16 protein-coding genes are annotated in these 18339 nt (G+C 71.8%); 10 read left to right on the top strand and 6 right to left on the bottom strand.

The window, feature by feature from the left end; translation table 11 throughout:
• Window positions 1-9: 9 nt before the first annotated feature.
• Window positions 10-1314 (bottom strand): M50 family metallopeptidase, encoded by a 1305-nt coding sequence (locus tag Msi02_RS36095; RefSeq protein ID WP_204052301.1) that lies wholly within the window; start codon window positions 1312-1314, stop codon window positions 10-12.
• Window positions 1315-1504: 190 nt separating this feature from the next.
• Here Msi02_RS36095 and Msi02_RS36100 point away from each other — a divergent pair, with 190 nt between their 5' ends.
• The gene (locus Msi02_RS36100; RefSeq protein WP_079317820.1) at window positions 1505-2110 is read left to right on the top strand and encodes a response regulator transcription factor; all 606 of its coding nucleotides are present in this window, start codon (window positions 1505-1507) and stop codon (window positions 2108-2110) included.
• Window positions 2111-2114: 4 nt separating this feature from the next.
• Here Msi02_RS36100 and Msi02_RS36105 read toward each other — a convergent pair whose 3' ends face one another.
• The gene (locus tag Msi02_RS36105; RefSeq protein WP_204052302.1) at window positions 2115-3227 is read right to left on the bottom strand and encodes a PP2C family protein-serine/threonine phosphatase; all 1113 of its coding nucleotides are present in this window, start codon (window positions 3225-3227) and stop codon (window positions 2115-2117) included.
• A 117-nt stretch (window positions 3228-3344) separates the two neighbouring features.
• Here Msi02_RS36105 and Msi02_RS36110 point away from each other — a divergent pair, with 117 nt between their 5' ends.
• Together Msi02_RS36110 and Msi02_RS36115 are read left to right on the top strand one after the other, a co-directional pair.
• Window positions 3345-4574, top strand: coding sequence for a GNAT family N-acetyltransferase (locus Msi02_RS36110; RefSeq protein ID WP_204052303.1), 1230 nt, complete (start codon window positions 3345-3347; stop codon window positions 4572-4574).
• A gap of 37 nt (window positions 4575-4611) precedes the next feature.
• On the top strand, window positions 4612-4785 hold the full coding sequence (locus Msi02_RS36115; protein ID WP_204052304.1) for a hypothetical protein: 174 nt from the start codon (window positions 4612-4614) through the stop codon (window positions 4783-4785).
• Window positions 4786-4802: 17 nt separating this feature from the next.
• Here Msi02_RS36115 and Msi02_RS36120 read toward each other — a convergent pair whose 3' ends face one another.
• A complete protein-coding gene (locus tag Msi02_RS36120; protein WP_204052305.1) occupies window positions 4803-5273 on the bottom strand; it encodes a ribose-5-phosphate isomerase in 471 nt (156 codons plus the stop codon).
• A gap of 108 nt (window positions 5274-5381) precedes the next feature.
• Between Msi02_RS36120 and def the strand changes: the two genes are divergently transcribed.
• Window positions 5382-5870: a peptide deformylase gene (gene def / locus Msi02_RS36125; protein ID WP_204052306.1), complete on the top strand. Its 489-nt coding sequence runs from the start codon at window positions 5382-5384 to the stop codon at window positions 5868-5870.
• Between the two features lie 4 nt (window positions 5871-5874).
• Here def and Msi02_RS36130 read toward each other — a convergent pair whose 3' ends face one another.
• Window positions 5875-7281 (bottom strand): aldehyde dehydrogenase family protein, encoded by a 1407-nt coding sequence (locus tag Msi02_RS36130; RefSeq protein ID WP_204052337.1) that lies wholly within the window; start codon window positions 7279-7281, stop codon window positions 5875-5877.
• 95 nt (window positions 7282-7376) lie between these two features.
• A complete protein-coding gene (locus Msi02_RS36135) occupies window positions 7377-7985 on the bottom strand; it encodes a mycothiol-dependent nitroreductase Rv2466c family protein (RefSeq protein ID WP_079317838.1) in 609 nt (202 codons plus the stop codon).
• Between the two features lie 182 nt (window positions 7986-8167).
• Between Msi02_RS36135 and pepN the strand changes: the two genes are divergently transcribed.
• The 4 genes from pepN to Msi02_RS36155 all read left to right on the top strand — a co-directional run bounded on the left by pepN (window position 8168) and on the right by Msi02_RS36155 (window position 13956).
• Window positions 8168-10732 carry an aminopeptidase N gene (pepN, locus tag Msi02_RS36140; protein ID WP_204052307.1) on the top strand — a complete coding sequence of 855 codons (2565 nt, stop codon included), beginning with the start codon at window positions 8168-8170 and terminating at the stop codon, window positions 10730-10732.
• 240 nt (window positions 10733-10972) lie between these two features.
• Window positions 10973-11515, top strand: coding sequence for a LemA family protein (locus Msi02_RS36145; RefSeq protein ID WP_239109070.1), 543 nt, complete (start codon window positions 10973-10975; stop codon window positions 11513-11515).
• 2 nt (window positions 11516-11517) lie between these two features.
• Window positions 11518-12978 carry a DUF2207 family protein gene (locus Msi02_RS36150; RefSeq protein ID WP_204052309.1) on the top strand — a complete coding sequence of 487 codons (1461 nt, stop codon included), beginning with the start codon at window positions 11518-11520 and terminating at the stop codon, window positions 12976-12978.
• A gap of 9 nt (window positions 12979-12987) precedes the next feature.
• Window positions 12988-13956: a hypothetical protein gene (locus Msi02_RS36155; protein WP_204052310.1), complete on the top strand. Its 969-nt coding sequence runs from the start codon at window positions 12988-12990 to the stop codon at window positions 13954-13956.
• 3 nt (window positions 13957-13959) lie between these two features.
• Here Msi02_RS36155 and Msi02_RS36160 read toward each other — a convergent pair whose 3' ends face one another.
• Window positions 13960-15387, bottom strand: a complete 1428-nt coding sequence (locus Msi02_RS36160; RefSeq protein WP_204052311.1) for an amidase — start codon at window positions 15385-15387, stop codon at window positions 13960-13962.
• 195 nt (window positions 15388-15582) lie between these two features.
• Between Msi02_RS36160 and Msi02_RS36165 the strand changes: the two genes are divergently transcribed.
• Together Msi02_RS36165 and ilvD are read left to right on the top strand one after the other, a co-directional pair.
• Window positions 15583-16362, top strand: coding sequence for a nuclease-related domain-containing protein (locus tag Msi02_RS36165; protein ID WP_239109064.1), 780 nt, complete (start codon window positions 15583-15585; stop codon window positions 16360-16362).
• Between the two features lie 91 nt (window positions 16363-16453).
• Complete coding sequence (ilvD, locus tag Msi02_RS36170) at window positions 16454-18292, top strand: dihydroxy-acid dehydratase (protein ID WP_079317862.1); 1839 nt, start codon at window positions 16454-16456, stop codon at window positions 18290-18292.
• Window positions 18293-18339 lie beyond the last annotated feature (47 nt).

Here is an 18339-nt window from a genome sequence, read left to right on the forward strand (position 1 = left end):
CGGCGGGGCTCAGCCGGACAGGCGGACCGGGTTGACGAGGTCGGCGTAGATGAGAAGGCCGCCCATGACGACCAGCAGGGCCGCCATGACGTACGTCAGTGGGAGCGCCTTGGCCACGTCCACGTACCCGGGGACCGGCCGGCGGCGCACCCGCGCCAAGGCCCGCTTGACGCCCTCCCACAGGCCGCCGGCGATGTGACCGCCGTCCAGCGGCAGCAGCGGGATCAGGTTGAACATGCCCACCGCGAGGTTCAACCCGGCCAGCAGGTTGATGAAGATCTCGATCTTGTTTTCGACCGACAGGTCCGAGGCGGCGATCTCACCGCCGATGCGGCCCGCCCCCACGATGCCGATCGGCCCGTTCGGGTCGCGCTTCTCGCCCGAGAAGGCGGCGTTCCACACGCCGACCATCTTCTTAGGGATGTTGACCATCGCGACGGCGGTGCGCTCGGTCAGGTCCCACATCTGCCCGACGACGTAGCCGGGGCCCTTCTTCTCGACGACGGTCGTCGGGCTCACACCCAGGAAGCCGGCGTTCTTCTCCACCTTGCCGGGGTCGGTCAGCGAGGGCAGGTCCTGCGCGATCAGGTCGACCTTCACCTCGGCCCGCTGCCCGCCCCGCTGGATGCCCAGCGTCGTGACCCCCGCGCCGTGCTCACGGATGAGTCGCCGGGCCGTCTCCCAGTCGGTGACCGGCGCGCCGCCGATGGCGACGATGCGGTCGCCGGGGCGCAGGCCCGCCTTGGCGGCGGGCGTCAGGGGGTCGCTGTCCCGGCAGTCGCGGTGGTCCGCCTCCGCGGCGGGGATGGCGCACTTGGACACCGAGGACACGACCGGCGTCTGCTCTGCGACGCCGAAGCCCATCATCACGACCGCGAACAGCACGAACGCGAGCACGAAGTTCATCGCCGGGCCGCCGGTCATGATGATGACCTTCTGCCACCAGGGCTTGCGGTAGAAGACCCGGTTCTCGTCTCCTGGCCGGATCTCCTCGGACGCGACCGCCCGCGCGTTCTCGATGAGGCCCTGCCAGGGACCGGTGGAGACGCTGCGCAGCTTGCCGGGCTCGTCCGAGGGGCGCGGCGGGAGCATGCCGATCATGCGGATGTAGCCGCCGAGCGGGACCCACTTCACGCCGTACTCGGTCTCGCCCCGCCTGCGCGACCACATCGTGGGCCCGAAGCCGACCATGTATTGGGTCACCCGGACGCCGAAGAGCTTGGCGGGCACGAGGTGCCCGATCTCGTGAAGCGCGATCGAGACGAGCAGACCGACGAAGAGGATCACGAATCCGGCCACGAAGAGCCAGCTCATCAGCGCGTACCCCCGAATCGGAGAAGGTGCCCTGGCAGACGAAGCACCCTTCGAGCGTAGCCCACCCGCACGAAGGTGAAGACTTTTCCGGCACGGGTTCGGCTTGCCCGTGTGTGACCGATTGGGGACACTTCGTTGACAGTATGGAGTTGGTCGATCACCCTTTGAGAGACGTCCAGAGGGGAGAACCTTGATCCGGATCCTGGTGGCCGAACACCTTCCGTTGGTACGGCGAGGCCTGGTCGCGTCCCTTGACGGAGAGGACGATCTGCGGGTGGTCGCGGACGTCGGGTCGGGCGAGGACATCCTGCCCGCGGCCCTGGACGTGCGGCCGGACGCCGCCGTCATCGACGCGGACCTGCCCGGAGTGGACGGGCTCAACGCGGCCGCGCGGCTGGGAGAGAAGGCGCCACGCTGCCGCGTGATGCTGCTGTCGGCGCAGCCCAGCCCGGGTCACGTCAAGCGGGCCTTCGCGGCGGGCGTCCTGGGCTACCTGAGCATCGAGGTGGCCCCCGAGCAGCTCGCCGACGGCATCCGCCGGATGGTCGCCGGACGCCGGGTCGTCGACTCCGAGCTGGCGGTCGCCGCACTGGAGGCCGCCGACTGCCCGCTGACGCCGAGGGAGCACGAGGTGCTGCGGCTCGCGGCGGGGGGCGCGCGGTCGAAGGACATCGCCGCCGAGCTGGGCCTGTCCGTCGGCACCGTGCGAAATCACCTGTCGCGCATCCTCGTCAAGACCGGAGCGCGCAACCGCGTCGACGCCGTCAGGATCGCCACCGACTCCGGCTGGCTGTAGGAGCTCAGGGGCGCCAGATCAGGACGAGCGCGCAGTCGTCGTTGTGGCCGGAGGACATCGACTGGACGAGCTGCCGGGCCTTGTCGCGGAATCCCGACGGCAGCAGCCGCTCGGCCTCGCCCAGCAACCGGTCGAGCCCGGCGTCGATGTCCCGGCCGGGCTGCTCGATCAGCCCGTCGGTGAACAGCATGAGCGCGTCGCCCTTGCGCAACACCCCGCTGTCGGTCTCGCAGGCCAGGTCGGGCACCACGCCGAGCACGACGCCCTTCGCCGTGGAGACCCGCCACGTGCCCGAGCCGGAGTCGAACCGGACGACGGGCGGATGCCCGGCCGAGGTGATGGTGTACTCCCCCGTGGACAGGTCGAGCTCCAGGTGGACGGCGGTCACGAACCCCTCGTCGCCGAGCTGGCGGTGCAGGTAGGAGTTGCACGCGACGAGGAAGTCGTCCACCGAGCCGAGCAGGCCGCCGAAGGTGCCCGACAGCATGAGCGCGCGGGTTCCCGCGTCCACGCCCTTGCCGGACACGTCGACGACCGCCACCTGGACCCGGTCGCCCTCCCGCATCGAGACGACGAAGTCGCCGCCGAACGACGATCCTCCCGCCTGCTTCAGCACCACCTTGCCGCCCCAGTCCTTGGGCAGCGGCGGCAGCTCGCTCTGCCGCTTCAGCCGGTCACGCAGCTCCAGCAGCATCGCGTCGCCGCGCAGCCCCTGGACGCCGAGCTTGCCCCGCGTACGCGCCATCATCCAGGCCAGCGCGGCGGTGAAGGCCATAGTGATCAGCAGGCCGGGGCCGACGCTGAGCACTCCCCTGACCGGTCCCATGTACGCCAGGGACGCCACGACCACGCACAGCAGGATCGCGAGGCTGCGCAGCCGGAGCTGGAGCCCGCCGATCAGCGTGAAGAGGATCAGCAGCGAGGGCGAGAACCAGTACGGCGACACCTCCGCGTCGAGCACGCCGATCACGACGGTGAGCACGACGAGAGCGATGAGGAGGTACCGGTCCTTCGACCAAACTTTCCTGACAAAACGGACCAACGGCACCAGGAGCGGCACGCGCGCCAGGAGCGCGCGGAGCCGAGGAGGGATCAGCGGCGCCGGACGGGAAGTCATGATGGCCTCGACTGTATCCGGACATCCCAGGTGGCGGCACCTGCTTGACCAACGTCTAGATCATCCGGCACGGATATTGGGTCGCCTCGCGCGGCGGCCCGCTTCTACGGTGTCTCGATGAGCATCACCGTGCGCCCCATCGAGGAATCCGAGTGGCCGGCCTTCGTCGCCGTCGATTACGAGGCGTTCAGCGCCACCTATCCCGTGGAGATCGCCGACCGGTGGCGCGAGGTCCTGGAGATCGACCGGCTGCTGTCCGCCTTCGACGGCGACCTGATGGTCGGCTGCGCCGCCGCGTTGTCCTTCGAGATGACGGTCCCCGGCGGGCCGATCCCCGTGGCCGGCGTCACGTCGGTGGGTGTGCTCCCCTCGCATCGCCGCCGCGGCGTGCTGACCGCGCTCATGACCCGGCAGCTGCACGGCCTGCACGAGGAGGGACGTGAGGCCGTCGCCGCGCTCTACGCCAGCCAGGCGGCCATCTACGGGCGTTTCGGGTATGGCAGGGCCGCCGACACCCTGAACTTCCGCATCCCCACCCACGGCTCGGTCTTCACGCGCTCGGCCCCCGCCGACCCGGCGCTGCGCCTGCGCGTGGCCGGCCCCGCCGACGCGCTTGCCGATCTCCGGCGGATCTACGACGCCGTACGACCCGGCCGTCCCGGCATGTACGCGAGGTCCGACGGATACTGGCGGACCGAGATCCTCCCGGACACCGAGCACGACCGGGGCGGGATGGGCCCGCTGCGCTGCCTGATCGCGGAGGACGCGACGGGAGCGCGCGGCTACGCGCTGTTCCGAGCGAAGGCCGGCTGGGACGAGCACGGCGTGCCGGACGGGGAGGTCCGGCTCCTGGAGTTGTTCGCCTCCGACCCCGCGGCGTACGCGCTGGTCTGGCGCGGCGTCCTCGACCGGGACCTGTGCACGGTCGTCCACGCCGAGCGGCGGCCGGTGGACGACCCGATCACACACCTGCTGGCCGAACCCCGCCAGCTGCACGCGGGCTGGTTCGACGACCTGTGGATCCGCCTGGTGGACGTGGACCGGGCCCTGGCCTCCCGCGCGTACGCGGCCCCGGCCGACCTGGTGCTGGACGTCCAGGACGAGTTCTGCCCGTGGAACGCCGGCCGCCGGCGCCTCGTCACCGACAAGGCGTCCTGCGAACCGACCGGCGCGCCCGCCGACCTCACGCTGCCGGTCGACGTGCTGGGCGCGGCGTACCTCGGCGGGCGGTCCCTGCGGGCGGCGGCGGACGCCGGGCTGGTGCGGGAGCACCGGCCGGGGGCCCTGCGCGAGCTGTCGGCCGCGATGGCGTGGGACCCGGCCCCCTGGGGCTGCCGGGTGTTCTGAGGCGCGCCGCCGACAGCCGGGACGTAGGCTTCAGAGCATGGCGCTGCAGAGTTTGCAGATCACCGCGATCACGGCCATGCGGGCCCGCGACGTCTCCCGGCCTACGCAGGAGCAGCAGGAGGCCGCCGACGAGCGGCCACTGCGCGACGAGACGCCCCGGCGGGAGCCCCGCCGGGGACGCGACAGGGACACCCGCCAGGCGCAGGGCTAGACGGGATTCAGGCGGAGTCAGGCGGGCAGCGGCGGCAGTTCGCCGGTGGCCTCGTAGCCGGCGAGCTGGCGGATCCGCCGGGCGTGCCGCTCGGCCCCCGAGAACGGCGTGGCCAGGAAGAGCCCGACGAACCTGACGGCCTCCTCCGGCGTGTGCTGCCGGGCGCCCAGGCTGATCACGTTGGCGTCGTTGTGCTCGCGGGCCAGCTTCGCCGTGTCCTCGTTCCAGGCGAGGGCCGCGCGCACCCCCCGCACCTTGTTGGCGGCGATCTGCTCGCCGTTCCCCGAGCCGCCGATCACCACCCCGAGGCTGCCCGCGTCGCCGGCCACGCCCTGCGCGGCGCGCAGCACGAACGGCGGGTAGTCGTCCTCCGCGTCGTAGACGTGGGGACCGCAGTCCTCCACCTCGTGGCCCTGCTCCTTCAGCCAGGAGACAAGGTGATTCTTCAGCTCGTAGCCGGCATGGTCGGCACCGATGTAGACACGCACGACAGAAGTTTCCCAGAAGGCCTCTGGCGGAGACGACCCCGGGCTCCACTAAAGTAATAGCCGAGATGGGCCTCCGTCCCTTACACCCTCCGGCCTGACAGGAGTGTCATGCGCGAGCTTCGCTATGTCGGCGACCCGGTCCTGCGTACCCCCGCAGAACCGGTGACGGACTTCGACCGCGAGCTGCGCCGGCTGATCGACGAGATGTTCTCGATCATGTACCAGGCCGACGGCGTCGGGCTCGCCGGGCCGCAGATCGGCGTGGGCCGGCGGCTGTTCGTCTACGACATCAGCAACCGCAAGGGCCACGTGATCAACCCGGAGCTGACGATCGACGACCCCGAGCAGGTCGTCGAGGAGGAGGGCTGCCTGTCGGTGCCCGGCAAGGAGACCGGCAAGCCGCTGTACGCCCCGACCCCCCGCGCCGCCGGGGTCACGCTGCGCGGGGTCGACAAGCTCGGCCGGCCCGTCGCCGTCAAGGCCCGCGGCATGCTCGCCCGGTGCTTCCAGCACGAGTTCGACCACCTCGAGGGCACGCTGTACGTCGACCGGCTGGGCAAGGACGAGCGCCGCAAGATCCTCCTGCAGGCGCCCTGACCTCCTACAGCTGGATGGCCTTGACCTCCAGGAACTCCTCCAGGCCGAACTCGCCGAGCTCACGGCCGACCCCGGAGTGCTTGTAGCCGCCGAACGGCGCCATCATGTTGAACCGGCCGCCGTTGACCGCCACCTGCCCGGTGCGCAGGCGGCGCGCGACCGCGAGCGCCTTGTCCTCGGTGCCCGCCCACACCGCCCCCGACAGCCCGTACGGCGTGCCGTTGGCGATCTCGACGGCCTCGTTCTCCGACGCGAACGGGATGATCGACAGCACCGGGCCGAAGATCTCCTCCTGCTCGATCGACATGCCGGGCGACACGCCCGCGAAGATCGCGGGCTCGACGTAGTAACCCCGTTCCATCGGGTTGTCGGTCCCGCCGAGCACGAGCCGGGCGCCCTCCTCCTGGCCGCGGTTGATGTACCTGACGACCCGGTCGCGCTGCGCGGCGGACACCAGCGGCCCGAGGCGCGTGCCCTCGGCGAACGGATCGCCGGGGACGTAGGCGCCGGCCGCCTCCACGGCGAGCCGCACGGCCTCGTCGTACTGGTCCCAGTGGACGAGCATCCGGGTCAGCGCCGAGCAGGTCTGGCCCGAGTTGAGGTAGGCGCCCGCGACCCCGTTCTTCACCGCCTTCTCCAGGTCGGCGTCGGGGAGGATGATGTTCGCCGACTTGCCGCCCAGCTCCAGGGCCACCCGCTTGACCGTCTCGGCCGCGAGGGCCGCGACCCGGCGGCCGGCCCTGGTGGACCCGGTGAACGACACCATGTCCACGTCCGGGTGGGCGGCGATGGCCTCGCCGACCACCGGACCGTAACCGCTGACCATGTTGAACACGCCGGGCGGCAGGCCGACCTCGTGGAAGATGTCGGCCAGCGCGTACGCCGCGAGCGGCGCGACCTCGCTCGGCTTGAGCACGACGGTGCAGCCGGCCGCGAGGGCCGGGGCCACCTTGCACACGACCTGGTGGAGCGGGTAGTTCCACGGCGTGATCGCGCCGACCACGCCGACGGGCTCCCGTACGACGAGCGAGTTGCCCACGCGGCCGCCGTCGAACTCGTACCGCTTGGCGAGGTCGGCGTAGGAGGCCAGCACCTCGGCGGGCATCAGCGTCTGCACCTTCAGCGCGAGCGTGAGCGGGGCGCCCATGTCGGTGGCGATCGTCGCCGCGATCTCCTTGGCGCGCTCCTGTAGCAGCCCGGCCGCCGCCCCCAGGAACGCGGCGCGTTCGGCCGGTTCCAGGGCCGACCAGGACGGGAAGGCGGCGCGGGCGGCGGCGACGGCGGACTCGACGTCGGCGGGCGCCCCGGCGGGCACCCGGTCCACGACCTCCTCGGTCGCGGGGTTGACGACGTCGACGGCCTCGCGGGAGGAGGACGGGACCCAGGCTCCGTTCACGTAGAGGTGACGCATGTCACTCATCCTTGCGCCTCCGCTGTCAGATGGCGAGCCTTCCAGCGGAAACCTTTCCGGTCGGTTCGCGCGAGGGTGAAGGAGCCTGTGAAGTCTCAGGTGAAGATCGGGTCGCGGGTCCTCGACCTCTTCAGCTCGAAGAAGCCGTCGGTGCCGGCGACGAGCAGGACGCCGTCCCACAGGCGCGCGGCGGCCTCGCCCCTGGGGATGGGCGAGACGACGGGGCCGAAGAACGCCGCGCCCTCGACGGCGATGACCGGCGTGCCGACCTCCTGGCCGACCAGGTCGATGCCCTCGTTGTGCGAGCGCCGGATCGCCTCGTCGTACTCGTCCGAGTCATGCGCGGCCACCAGCGCGGGGTCGAGCCCGGCGGCCGTGAGGGCCTCGGCGATCGTGTCCCGGTCGCGCTCGCGCCCCTCGTCGTGGAAGCGCCGGCCGATCTCGGTGTAGAGGCCGCCGAGGACCTCCTCGCCGTACTTGTCCGCGGCGGCGGCCACCACCCGTACGGCGCCGAGCGTCTGCTTGACCCGCTCGCGGTAGTCGTCGGGGATGTCCTTGTCCTCGTTGAGCACCGCCAGGCTCATGATGTGCCAGCGCACGTCGATGGGACGGAGCGCGGCCACCTCGTGGATCCAGCGTGACGTGATCCACGCCCAGGGGCAGGCGGGGTCGAACCAGAAATCGACAAGCTTTCGGTCGGACACTGTGACACCCTCTCGAACGGACTATGGTTCCCTCGGTCGTCAACCCGGGCAGGAAATCTCCTATTCCAGGTAGGAGCGATCTCGAATCCGCCTTGTCGCCGCGACGTGGCAGGATTCATGCAATCCCTGACGCGACGGGGCGGCGGGGATCGGGGGCGTTGATCATGTGATGAGGAGCGGGTGTGGCAGGGAATCTGACACGGGACGAGGCCCGGGAGCGTGCTCGGCTGCTCTCCGTCCAGTCCTACCAGGTCGAACTCGACCTGACGGAGGGCGAGGAGCGGTTCGAGAGCATCACGACGGTCCACTTCACGTCGGACCGCGAGGGGGCGGACACGTTCATCGACCTGCACGGCGCGCACGTGCGGAAGGTCGTACTCAACGGCAGGGAGCTGGACGTCAGCACCTACGACGCCGAGAAGGGCCGCATCCCGCTGCCGGGGCTGGCCGGGCACAACGAGCTGCGCGTGGACGCCGACTGCTCCTACATGCGCACCGGTGAGGGCCTGCACCGCTTCGTCGACCCCGTGGACCAGCAGGTCTACCTGCACAGCCAGTTCGAGACGGCCGACGCGCACCGGATGTACGCCTGCTTCGACCAGCCGGACCTCAAGGCGACCTTCGAGCTGACCGTCCTCGCCCCCGGCGACTGGGAGGTGGTGTCCAACGCCGCTCCCGACGCGGTCGAGCCGCTGGAGGAGCACCGCGGGCGGCACGGCACGCTGCAGGCGGCCAAGCGCTGGCACTTCCCGCCGACCCCCGTCATGTCGACGTACATCACGGCCCTCATCGCCGGGCCGTACGCGGTGGTGCGGGACGAGCACGACGGGATCCCGCTCGGGATCTACGTGCGGCGCTCGCTCGCGCAGTACCTCGACCCCGAGAACATCTTCGAGGTCACCAAGCAGGGCTTCGACTTCTTCCACCGCGTCTTCGGCCTGCGCTACCCCTTCGGCAAGTACGACCAGCTGTTCGTGCCGGAGTTCAACGCCGGCGCCATGGAGAACGCGGGCGCGGTGACGTTCCTTGAGGACTACGTCTTCCGCTCGCGCGTGACCGACGCGATCATCGAGCGCCGCGCGGAGACGATCCTGCACGAGATGGCGCACATGTGGTTCGGCGACCTCGTCACCATGCGCTGGTGGGACGACCTGTGGCTGAACGAGTCGTTCGCCACCTACATGTCCGTGCTGTGCCAGGCCGAGGCCACCCGGTGGGGCCAGGGCGCGTGGACGACGTTCGCCAACGTCGAGAAGGCCTGGGCCTACCGGCAGGACCAGCTGCCCTCCACCCACCCCATCGCCGCCGACATCCCGGACATGCAGGCCGTCGAGGTCAACTTCGACGGCATCACGTACGCCAAGGGCGCCTCGGTGCTCAAGCAGCTCGTCGCGTACGTGGGGCTCGACAACTTCCTCGCCGGGGTGCGCGACTACTTCAACGAGCACGCCTGGAAGAACACCACCCTGCAGGACCTGCTGTCGGCGCTGGAGCGCACCTCCGGGCGCGACCTGTCGTCCTGGTCCAAGGAGTGGCTGGAGACCTCGGGCGTCAACACGCTGCGGCCGTCGTTCACGACCGACGACGAGGGCCGGTTCCTGAGCTTCGACGTGCTGCAGGAGGCCACGCAGGAGCACCCGACGCTGCGCTCGCACCGGGTGGCCATCGGCCTCTACTCGCTGCGCGAGGGCGTCCTGACCAGGACCAAGCGGGTCGAGCTCGACATCGTCGGCGCGCGTACGGCCGTGCCCGAGCTGGTCGGCGAGGTCCAGCCCGACCTGGTGCTGGTGAACGACGACGACCTCACCTACGCCAAGATCCGGCTCGACGAGAGGTCGTTGCGCACCCTCGTCGGCGGCGGGATCACCGCGTTCACCGAGTCGCTGCCCCGCGCGTTGTGCTGGTCGGCCGCCTGGGACATGACGCGGGACGCCGAGATGGCCACCCGCGACTACGTCAAGCTGGTCGTCTCCGGCATCGACTCGGTGCGCGACATGACCGTCCTGCAGACCGTGCTGCGCCAGGCCCGCCAGGCCGTGCAGCAGTACGCCGACCCGGCGTGGCGGGCCACCGGCCTGGCCGAGCTGGCCGGCGCGCTGCGCCGCCTCGTCGCGGCGGCCGAGCCGGGCTCGGACCACCAGCTCGCCTACGTCAACGCCCTCGCCGCGACCGCCACCTCGTCCGAGGACCTGGCGTTCCTCAAGGGCGTGCTCGACGGCACCGAGGTGCCCGAGGGCCTGACCGTCGACGCCGACCTGCGCTGGACGCTCATCCAGTCGCTCGTGTCGGGCGGCGTCCTCGGCGCCGGGGACATCGACGCGGAGCTGGCCAGGGACGCCACGGCGACCGGCGAGCGCTCGGCCGCCACCAGCCGGGCCTCGATCCCGACCCCGGAGGCCAAGGCCGAGACCTGGGCGACGATCGTGGGCGGCAAGCTGAGCGGCGCGCTGCTGCGCGCCACGATCCTCGGCTTCGTCGACCCGCAGCACCCCGAGCTGCTGGAGCCGTACGCCGACCGGTACTTCGAGGAGGTCGGGCGGATCTGGAGCGAGTGGACCTCCGACATGGCGCAGAACTTCGCCATCGGCTGCTACCCCGCGCTGCTGATCCGTCCGGAGACCGTGGCCCGCACGCAGGACCACATCAGCGCCAAGCAGCCGCCGCACGCGCTGCGGCGCCTGCTGCTGGAGGGCGCGGACGGCGTCAGCCGGGCGCTGCGCGCCCGGGCGCGGGACGCCTCCGCCTGATCCGCAGCCTGATCCGCGTCCTGATCCGCGGCCGGCCGCACGATCACGACCCCGAGGGCCCCGGCACACCGCCGGGGCCCTCGGGCGTGTCAGGGGACCACGTGGCATGGAAGACGGCGGGAGCATGAAAGCGCGGCGCAAGCCCGGTGCAAGGCACCGGCGGTGCCATGGGCGCGCCGGGCCGTTTACAAGGCGAACGGGCCGGGACTACCGTCCGTGCAGGAGGCCTCCGTGATCACCATGATCGTCGTCCTCGCCGTCGTGGCCGTCCTCGTCGCGACGCTCGTCTCCGTCTACAACCGCCTCGTACGCGCCCGCAACACCGCCGACAACGCCTGGGCGCAGATCGACGTGCAGCTCAAGCGCCGCTACGACCTGATCCCCAACCTCGTGGAGACCGTCAAGGGCTACGCCGCGCACGAGCGGGCCACGCTGGAGGCCGTCGTCGCGGCCCGCGCCCAGGCCATCGGCGCCCGGGGCCCCGAGGAGCAGGCGGCGGCCGAGAACATGCTGTCCGGCGCGCTGAAGAGCCTGTTCGCGGTGGCCGAGGCCTACCCCGACCTCAAGGCGAGCGCCAACTTCGCCGAGCTCCAGGAGGAGCTGGCCGCCACGGAGAACCGGATCGCCTACTCCCGGCAGTACTACAACGACGCCGTCCTGACCTACAACAACGCCATCCAGACGGTGCCCGCCAACATCGTGGCCGGCATGACCGGATTCACGCCCCGCGAGTACTTCCGGGCGCCCGGCGAGGAGCGCGGGCCCGTGCAGGTCGGGTTCTGACCATGGGCGCCTGGATTGCCGCCGCGGCGGCGACCGGTCTGTGGCTGCTGCTCCTGCTCGCGCTCGCCGTGGCGACGAGGAACCCGGACGTCGAGCCGGGGCCGGCCACCGGGGAGCTCGCCGGGCAGTCCCCCGCGGTGGTCGACCTGATCACGGGCGACTGGCGGCTGTGCGACGAGGCGCCCTCGGCCACCCTGCTCGACCTGGCCGCCAGGGGCGTCGTGGCCGTCGAGGAGATCGGCCCGGAACTGTCCCTCGTACGGCTGCGTGGAGAGCCCGGCGACCTGCGGCCGTACGAGCGGCTGGTCTACGACCACGTACGCTCGCTGTCCGTCGACGGCGTGGTGGCGACGGGGGCGCTGGCCGAGGGCTCGCGCGACCTCGGCCGGTGGTGGAAGAGCTTCCGCAAGAAGGTGATCGTCGAGGCGCGGGCGCAGGGCCTGTCGCGACCGCGCTGGAGCAGGGCCCACGCGCTGCTCCTCGGCGTGGCGGCGGTCGTCCCCGCCGCGGCGATCGGCATCGCGGTCGCGGCCGACGACGCCCGCCACGACGGCGGGCCCGGCGCGGCGATCGTCTCCTTCGCCCTGCTCGTGACCCTCATGGGCAGGCTGAACGGGGAGCGCGGCACGGCCGAGGGGGCCAGGGCCGCCGCCCACTGGCTCGGCGTCCGCGAGCATCTGCGGGCGACCGGGCGGTTCGCCGAGCAGCCCGCCGCCTCGGTCACGATCTGGGGCCGCCACCTCGCGTACGCCGCCGCGCTCGGGCTCGCGCCGCGGGCCGTCAGGAGCCTTCCGGTCAGCACCCCGGCCGACGACAACCGGGCGTGGTCCGACTACGGCGGGATGTGGCACGTCGTGAACGTCCGCTACCCCTCACGCCTGCTGTGGGGGCGGCCGCCTGGGGCGACGATCCTGCGGGGCCTGGCGGCCGGCTGGTTCACCGGGTTCCCCACCTGGATCCTCCTGGTGGTCGCCGCCGCCTTCGGCGTGTGGCCGGACGGGCTGGTCCTGCCCGCCGCCCTCGCCGTGGGCCTGGCGGTCGCCGGCCTGCCGGTCGTCCGCGCGATCTCCGACCTCGGCGGCGCGGCGACCGTTGAGGGCCAGGTCGTCCGGCTGCGCCGTTTCCCGGACGGCGGCAAGGCGAACGACACCTCCAAGTGGACGTACTGGTGCGCGATCGACGAAGGGGCCTCCCGCGAGGTCAGGGCCATGTGCCTGAGCGAGGAGATGTGGCTCCCCCTGCGGGAGGGCGACAGGGTACGGGCCGTGGCGGGGCGCAGGCTCGGCTGGATCAGGCGGGTCGACGTGATCGAGGGCTCGCGCCTGCGGGACGCCGCCACCTACGACGACACCGGCGAATACGCGGTGGACGCGCCGGAGAACCTCGGCGAGGTGCGCGTCCTGCCCGACCGCCCGCCGGGCGCGTGGGATGGCCCGGCGGACGGCCGTCGCCGCCCTGAGTAGGGTCGTCGGGTGCACTCAGCCCACGACCTGTTGATCGCCCTGGCCGGGAGGTACTCGTTCGGCGACGTCGGCGCGCTCGCGCCGGCCGTGCTCGGGGAGGGAGAGCGGGCGGCCCTGGTGGCGTCGGTCTGCGAGTTCGGCCAGCGGCTGCTCACCCTCGACGCCGAGGACTTCCACACCGAGATCGACGCCCAGACGGTGCCGGCCGACCTGCGCAGGCGCGCCCGCGCGTGCCACATGCCGCAGACGCCGAGGGAGCAGCCGCGCGGCGCGCTCGACTCGCTGCGGCCGGCGTACGCGCTGCTCCTCGAGGTCGTCGAGGCCCGCTGGCGGCGGCGCGAACTCAGCTCGATGATCGCGGCGGTGCACATCTGCAGCGAGTACCTCCCGCTGCTCGCCTTCGAGCCCGCGCTCGGCCACGCGGGCGACCCGGCTCGCTGGCCGGAGGGCCTGCGCGCCCCCGGCAGCCGGTTCGGGGTCATGCCCGACCGGGACTGCGACCACACGAGGGCGGAGCGGTCGGCGGCCGAGCGGACGCTGCGGGTGGCCGCGGAGCCGCCCGCGGGGTGGCGGGCCTACTTCGACCGGCAGCACAGCCAGGTGGCGGGGGCCCTCGCCACCTGCGCGGGCCGGTGCCGCACCCCCTGCCCCGCGCTCGACTGGGTGCCGGACCTCGACGGCCTGTCCGCCCGCTGCCGGATCGCGCTCGCGTTCGCCGAGACCCCGCTCGTACGGCTGCGCCACGCCGCCCCGGTCGGGCACGGCTTCGGCGTGCCGTCGCCGGAGGAGGTGCTGGAGGCGTGGGAGCGCAGCCGCGCCGCGCTGGCCAAGCACGAGGCGGCCGCCGCGGTCACCGCCGACGACGGCTTCCCGTTGCCGGGACTGCCCGCCCTGTTCTCCGCCGTGGCGGCGGCGCCGGTGCGGCCGGCCACGCTGCTCGCCGACGTCTCGGCGCACATCGTGGAGTTGCTGGGCTGACGGTCACCACATGGGTGGCCTGCGGTCCCCCCAGAAGCCGCCGACCGACGCCTCCACCTGGGACGACAGCGAGATGAGCGTCCCCTCGTCGCCGTACCTGCCCGCCAGCATGACGCCGATGGGCAGGCCGTCCGGCGTCCAGTAGAGCGGGAGGTTCACGGCGGGCTGGCCGCTCACGTTGTAGATGGCCGCGAAGGGCGCGAAGCGCATCATCCGCTCGAACGTCTCCTCGGGCGACTCGACGTCCTCGAACCAGCCCACCGGCACGGGCGGCTGGGTGACGGTCGGCGAGAGCACCGCGTCGTAGGCGTCGGTCACGAGCAGCGCGAACCGGGTGGCGAGCTGGAGCGTCGACTGCGCCTGGAGGAACTCGGGGGCCGAGACGGCGTGGCCGCGCTCGCGCAGCCACGCGGTGAGCGGGCGCAGCTTCGGCTCCAGTTCCTCCGCCACCGGGTGCATGCAGGAGAAGCTGAACCACATCTTGACGAACTCGGGCACGACGTCGGGGCCGAACGGCGGCGCGATCTCCTCGACCTCGTGGCCGAGCGACTCCAGCACCGCCGAGGCGCTCTCGTACGCCGCGAGCACGTCGGGGTGGACCTCCGCGCCGGGCACGGCGGGCGTGGCGAACCTGGCGATCCGCAGGCGGCCCGGGTCCCGCCCGGCGTAGGCCGAGAACGACCCGAGCGTCGGCGCCGGGGCGTGGTAGAGGTCGCCGGGGTTGTTGTGGGCCATCACGTCCAGCAGCGCCGCGGCGTCGGCGACGTTCCTGGCCAGCGGCCCGTTGGTCGACAGCCCCGCGAGGTCGGGCATGATGGGCGCCGCGGAGATGCGGCCGCGGCTGGGCTTGATGCCGTACAGACCGCAGACGGAGGCGGGGATGCGGATCGAACCCGCGCCGTCGCTGCCCTGCGCCGCGGGCGCGAGACCGGCCGCGACGGCGGCCCCCGCTCCCCCGCTCGACCCCCCGGCCGAGCGCGTGGTGTCCCACGGCGTGCGGGTGGGCTCGTGCAGGTAGGTCTCCGTGTAGCACGGCATGCCGAACTCGGGGGTGCTGGTCTTGCCCAGCATGATCGTGCCGGCGTCCCGCAGGCGCTCGACCACGCTGTCGTCCGCGGGCGCGACGAATCCCTCGTACGTGGCCGAGCCGAAGTGCACCGGCACGTCCTTGACGAAGTTGAGGTCCTTGATCGGGATCGGCACGCCCAGCAGCGGGGGCAGGTCCTCCGTATCGCCGGCGGCGAGCCGGGCCTCCTGCTCGCGCGCCTGGGCCAGGGCCCGCTCGGCGGTCACCGTGACGAACGCCCCCAGGCCGGGGTCGAGCCGCTCGATGCGCTCCAGGTAGTGCTCGGTGATCTGGACAGGAGAAAGTTCACCCGTACGTACGGCTGCCGCCTGCTCAAGGGCGGTAAGATCGTGAATGTGCGCCACGCTACCGAACGGTAGGCCTCCGGGCCGCGGATATCTAGAGAAGATACCCGCACTTCCGCGCAACGAATCGGCTCAAGCAGGCCACAAAAGTATGAACCATCCAACACTAGGCAAGCCGCTGACGGCTCAACTACCGTGAGTGATGTGGATACCGGTCTAGCGCCAGAAGACGGTCACGATACGTCACCTATATGGGTGGGTGACCAATCGTCAGAGCAGGCGGAACGCCCTTCGGCGCCACCTGAGGCGCCGGCGTCTCCCACGTACGCTCCGGTCGAGCGCACGTCGCTGAGCAGCCTGTGGCAGGACACGCGATACCGCCACCTGCGCCGCCGGGCCGTGATCGCGGTCGCGGCGGGTGTGGTGTTCGGCGTGCTCTTCGCCAGCTGGCGGCTCGGGCTCACCGCGGCCATCCTCGCGTGCGTCGCCGACGCCGTCTACCGGGCGAGGACGGTCTCCTCCATCCCCGCGTGGCGGCGTGCCTCGGCGGCCGAGCGCCAGACGGAGGCCCAGCTCAAGAAGCTGGAGCGCAACGGCTACAAGACGCTGCACGCCAGGGCCATCCCCGGCAGCGAGGCGCAGATCGACCATCTGGTGGTCGGGCCCACCGGCGTCTACGCGGTGGACTCGGAGAAGTGGGACAAGCGGCTGCCCGTACGGGTCCAGTCGCACCGCAAGCTCTTCCACGGCCCGTTCAACCAGAAGCCGCGCCTCGACGAGGCCCGGTGGGAGGCGGCGCAGGCCAGCGACCTGATCAGCAAGGCGCTCGGCCGGGAGATCACCGTGGTGCCGTCCCTGGCCATCTACGGGCCGCCGATCCCGTGGCGCATCCTCAACATCCGTGAGGTGGACGTCTTCTCCGGCGGGCTGGTGCGCAAGTGGATCACCAAGCGGGAGAGGTCGCTCACCACCGCGGAGATCGACGCGATCTACCGGGCCGCCGAACGCGTGCTGCCCTCGCGGTATCCCGAGTAGACACGTTCCGAGTCGTGGACAGCGGGTCTCGGCAGCCGGGCAGTGGTCGTACCATTTGAAGACTCAGTAGTCTCCGGATGGGGGTCCCTCGATGCCCGCTCTCAGGTCCCGCACTGTCACCCACGGCAGGAACATGGCCGGCGCCCGTGCGCTGCTCAGGGCCACGGGCGTAGCGGGCAGCGACCTCGGCAAGCCGATCGTCGCGGTGGCCAACAGCTTCACCCAGTTCGTGCCCGGCCACGTGCACCTGCGCGAGGTCGCCGAGGTGGTGGCCGGCGCGGTCCGCGAGGCGGGGGCCATCCCGCGCGAGTTCAACACGATCGCCGTGGACGACGGCATCGCGATGGGCCACGGCGGCATGCTCTACTCGCTGCCGTCCCGTGAGCTGATCGCCGACGCGGTCGAGTACATGGTCAACGCCCACTGCGCCGACGCGCTGGTCTGCGTGTCCAACTGCGACAAGATCACGCCGGGCATGCTGCTCGCCGCGATGCGGCTGAACATTCCCACGATCTTCGTGTCGGGCGGCCCGATGGAGGCCGGCAAGGTCCCCGGCCGCAAGCTCGACCTGATCGACCCGATGATCGCCTCCGCCGACGAGAGCGTGTCGGACGCCGACCTCCTGGAGATGGAGGAGAACGCCTGCCCGACGTGCGGGTCCTGCAGCGGCATGTTCACGGCCAACTCCATGAACTGTCTCACCGAGGCGATCGGCCTGGCCCTGCCGGGCAACGGCACCACGCTCGCCACCCACACCGCCCGCAAGGCCCTGTTCGAGGACGCGGGACGGCGGATCGTCGACCTCGCCCGGCGCTACTACGAGGAGGACGACGAGTCGGTCCTGCCGAGGAGCATCGCCACCCGCGAGGCGTTCGAGAACGCGATGGCGCTCGACGTCGCCATGGGCGGTTCGACCAACACGATCCTCCACATCCTGGCCGCCGCCCGCGAGGCGGGCGTGGACTTCGGGCTCAAGGAGATCAACGAGCTGTCGCTGCGGGTGCCGTGCCTGTGCAAGGTCGCCCCCGCGACGATGAAGTACCACGTCGAGGACGTGCACCGGGCGGGCGGCATCCCCGGCATCCTCGGCGAGCTGGACCGGGCCGGCCTGCTCCACCGCGACCTGCCGACCGTCCACTCCGCCTCCATCGCGGAGTACATCGCCAAGTGGGACCCCAAGTCGCCCGAGGTCACCGACGAGGCCGTGGAACTGTGGCACGCTGCGCCGGGCAACGTGCGGACCGTCAAGGCGTACTCGCAGGACGCCCGCTGGGAGTCGCTCGACCTCGACCGCGCCGAGGGCTGCATCCGCGACCTCGACCACGCGTACACCAGAGACGGCGGCCTCGCCGTGCTGTACGGCAACCTCGCCCAGGACGGCTGCGTGGTCAAGACGGCCGGCGTGGACGAGTCGATCTGGCGCTTCTCCGGCCCCGCCGTGGTGTTCGAGTCGCAGGAGGACGCCGTCGCGGGCATCCTCGGCGACCGGGTCAAGCCCGGTGACGTGGTCGTCATCCGCTACGAGGGCCCCAAGGGCGGCCCGGGCATGCAGGAGATGCTCTACCCGACGAGCTTCCTCAAGGGCCGGGGCCTGGGCAAGGTGTGCGCGCTGGTCACCGACGGCCGCTTCTCCGGCGGCACGTCCGGCCTGTCCATCGGCCACGCCTCCCCCGAGGCGGCCGAGGGCGGCACGATGGCCCTGGTGGAAGACGGCGACATCATCGACATCGACATCCCGGCCCGCTCGATCGAGCTCAAGGTGGCCGAGGACGTGCTGGCCGCCCGCCGCGAGCGGCTGCTGGCCGACCTCGGCGGCTACCGGCCGCGCGACCGGAACCGCCCGGTGTCGGCCGCCCTGCAGGCGTACGCCGCGCTGACCACCTCGGCCTCGACCGGCGCGTCCCGCGACCTGTCCCAGCTCTCCCGCTAGGTCGTGTGGGGCCGCCTCCCCGGAGGCGGCCCCACGTGTTCCTACCG

Origin of the sequence: Microbispora siamensis, assembly GCF_016863095.1 — a bacterium.
Lineage (GTDB): Bacteria > Actinomycetota > Actinomycetes > Streptosporangiales > Streptosporangiaceae > Microbispora > Microbispora siamensis.

Excerpts from the sequence above, each read along its gene's own strand:
- Msi02_RS36095 (WP_204052301.1), bottom strand. The coding sequence starts at position 1,314 with ATGAGCTGGCTCTTCGTGGCCGGATTCGTGATCCTCTTCGTCGGTCTG.
- Msi02_RS36105 (WP_204052302.1), bottom strand. The coding sequence starts at position 3,227 with ATGACTTCCCGTCCGGCGCCGCTGATCCCTCCTCGGCTCCGCGCGCTC.
- Msi02_RS36110 (WP_204052303.1), top strand. The coding sequence starts at position 3,345 with ATGAGCATCACCGTGCGCCCCATCGAGGAATCCGAGTGGCCGGCCTTC.
- Msi02_RS36115 (WP_204052304.1), top strand. The coding sequence starts at position 4,612 with ATGGCGCTGCAGAGTTTGCAGATCACCGCGATCACGGCCATGCGGGCC.
- def (WP_204052306.1), top strand. The coding sequence starts at position 5,382 with ATGCGCGAGCTTCGCTATGTCGGCGACCCGGTCCTGCGTACCCCCGCA.
- Msi02_RS36130 (WP_204052337.1), bottom strand. The coding sequence starts at position 7,281 with ATGCGTCACCTCTACGTGAACGGAGCCTGGGTCCCGTCCTCCTCCCGC.
- Msi02_RS36145 (WP_239109070.1), top strand. The coding sequence starts at position 10,973 with ATGATCGTCGTCCTCGCCGTCGTGGCCGTCCTCGTCGCGACGCTCGTC.
- Msi02_RS36150 (WP_204052309.1), top strand. The coding sequence starts at position 11,518 with ATGGGCGCCTGGATTGCCGCCGCGGCGGCGACCGGTCTGTGGCTGCTG.
- ilvD (WP_079317862.1), top strand. The coding sequence starts at position 16,454 with ATGCCCGCTCTCAGGTCCCGCACTGTCACCCACGGCAGGAACATGGCC.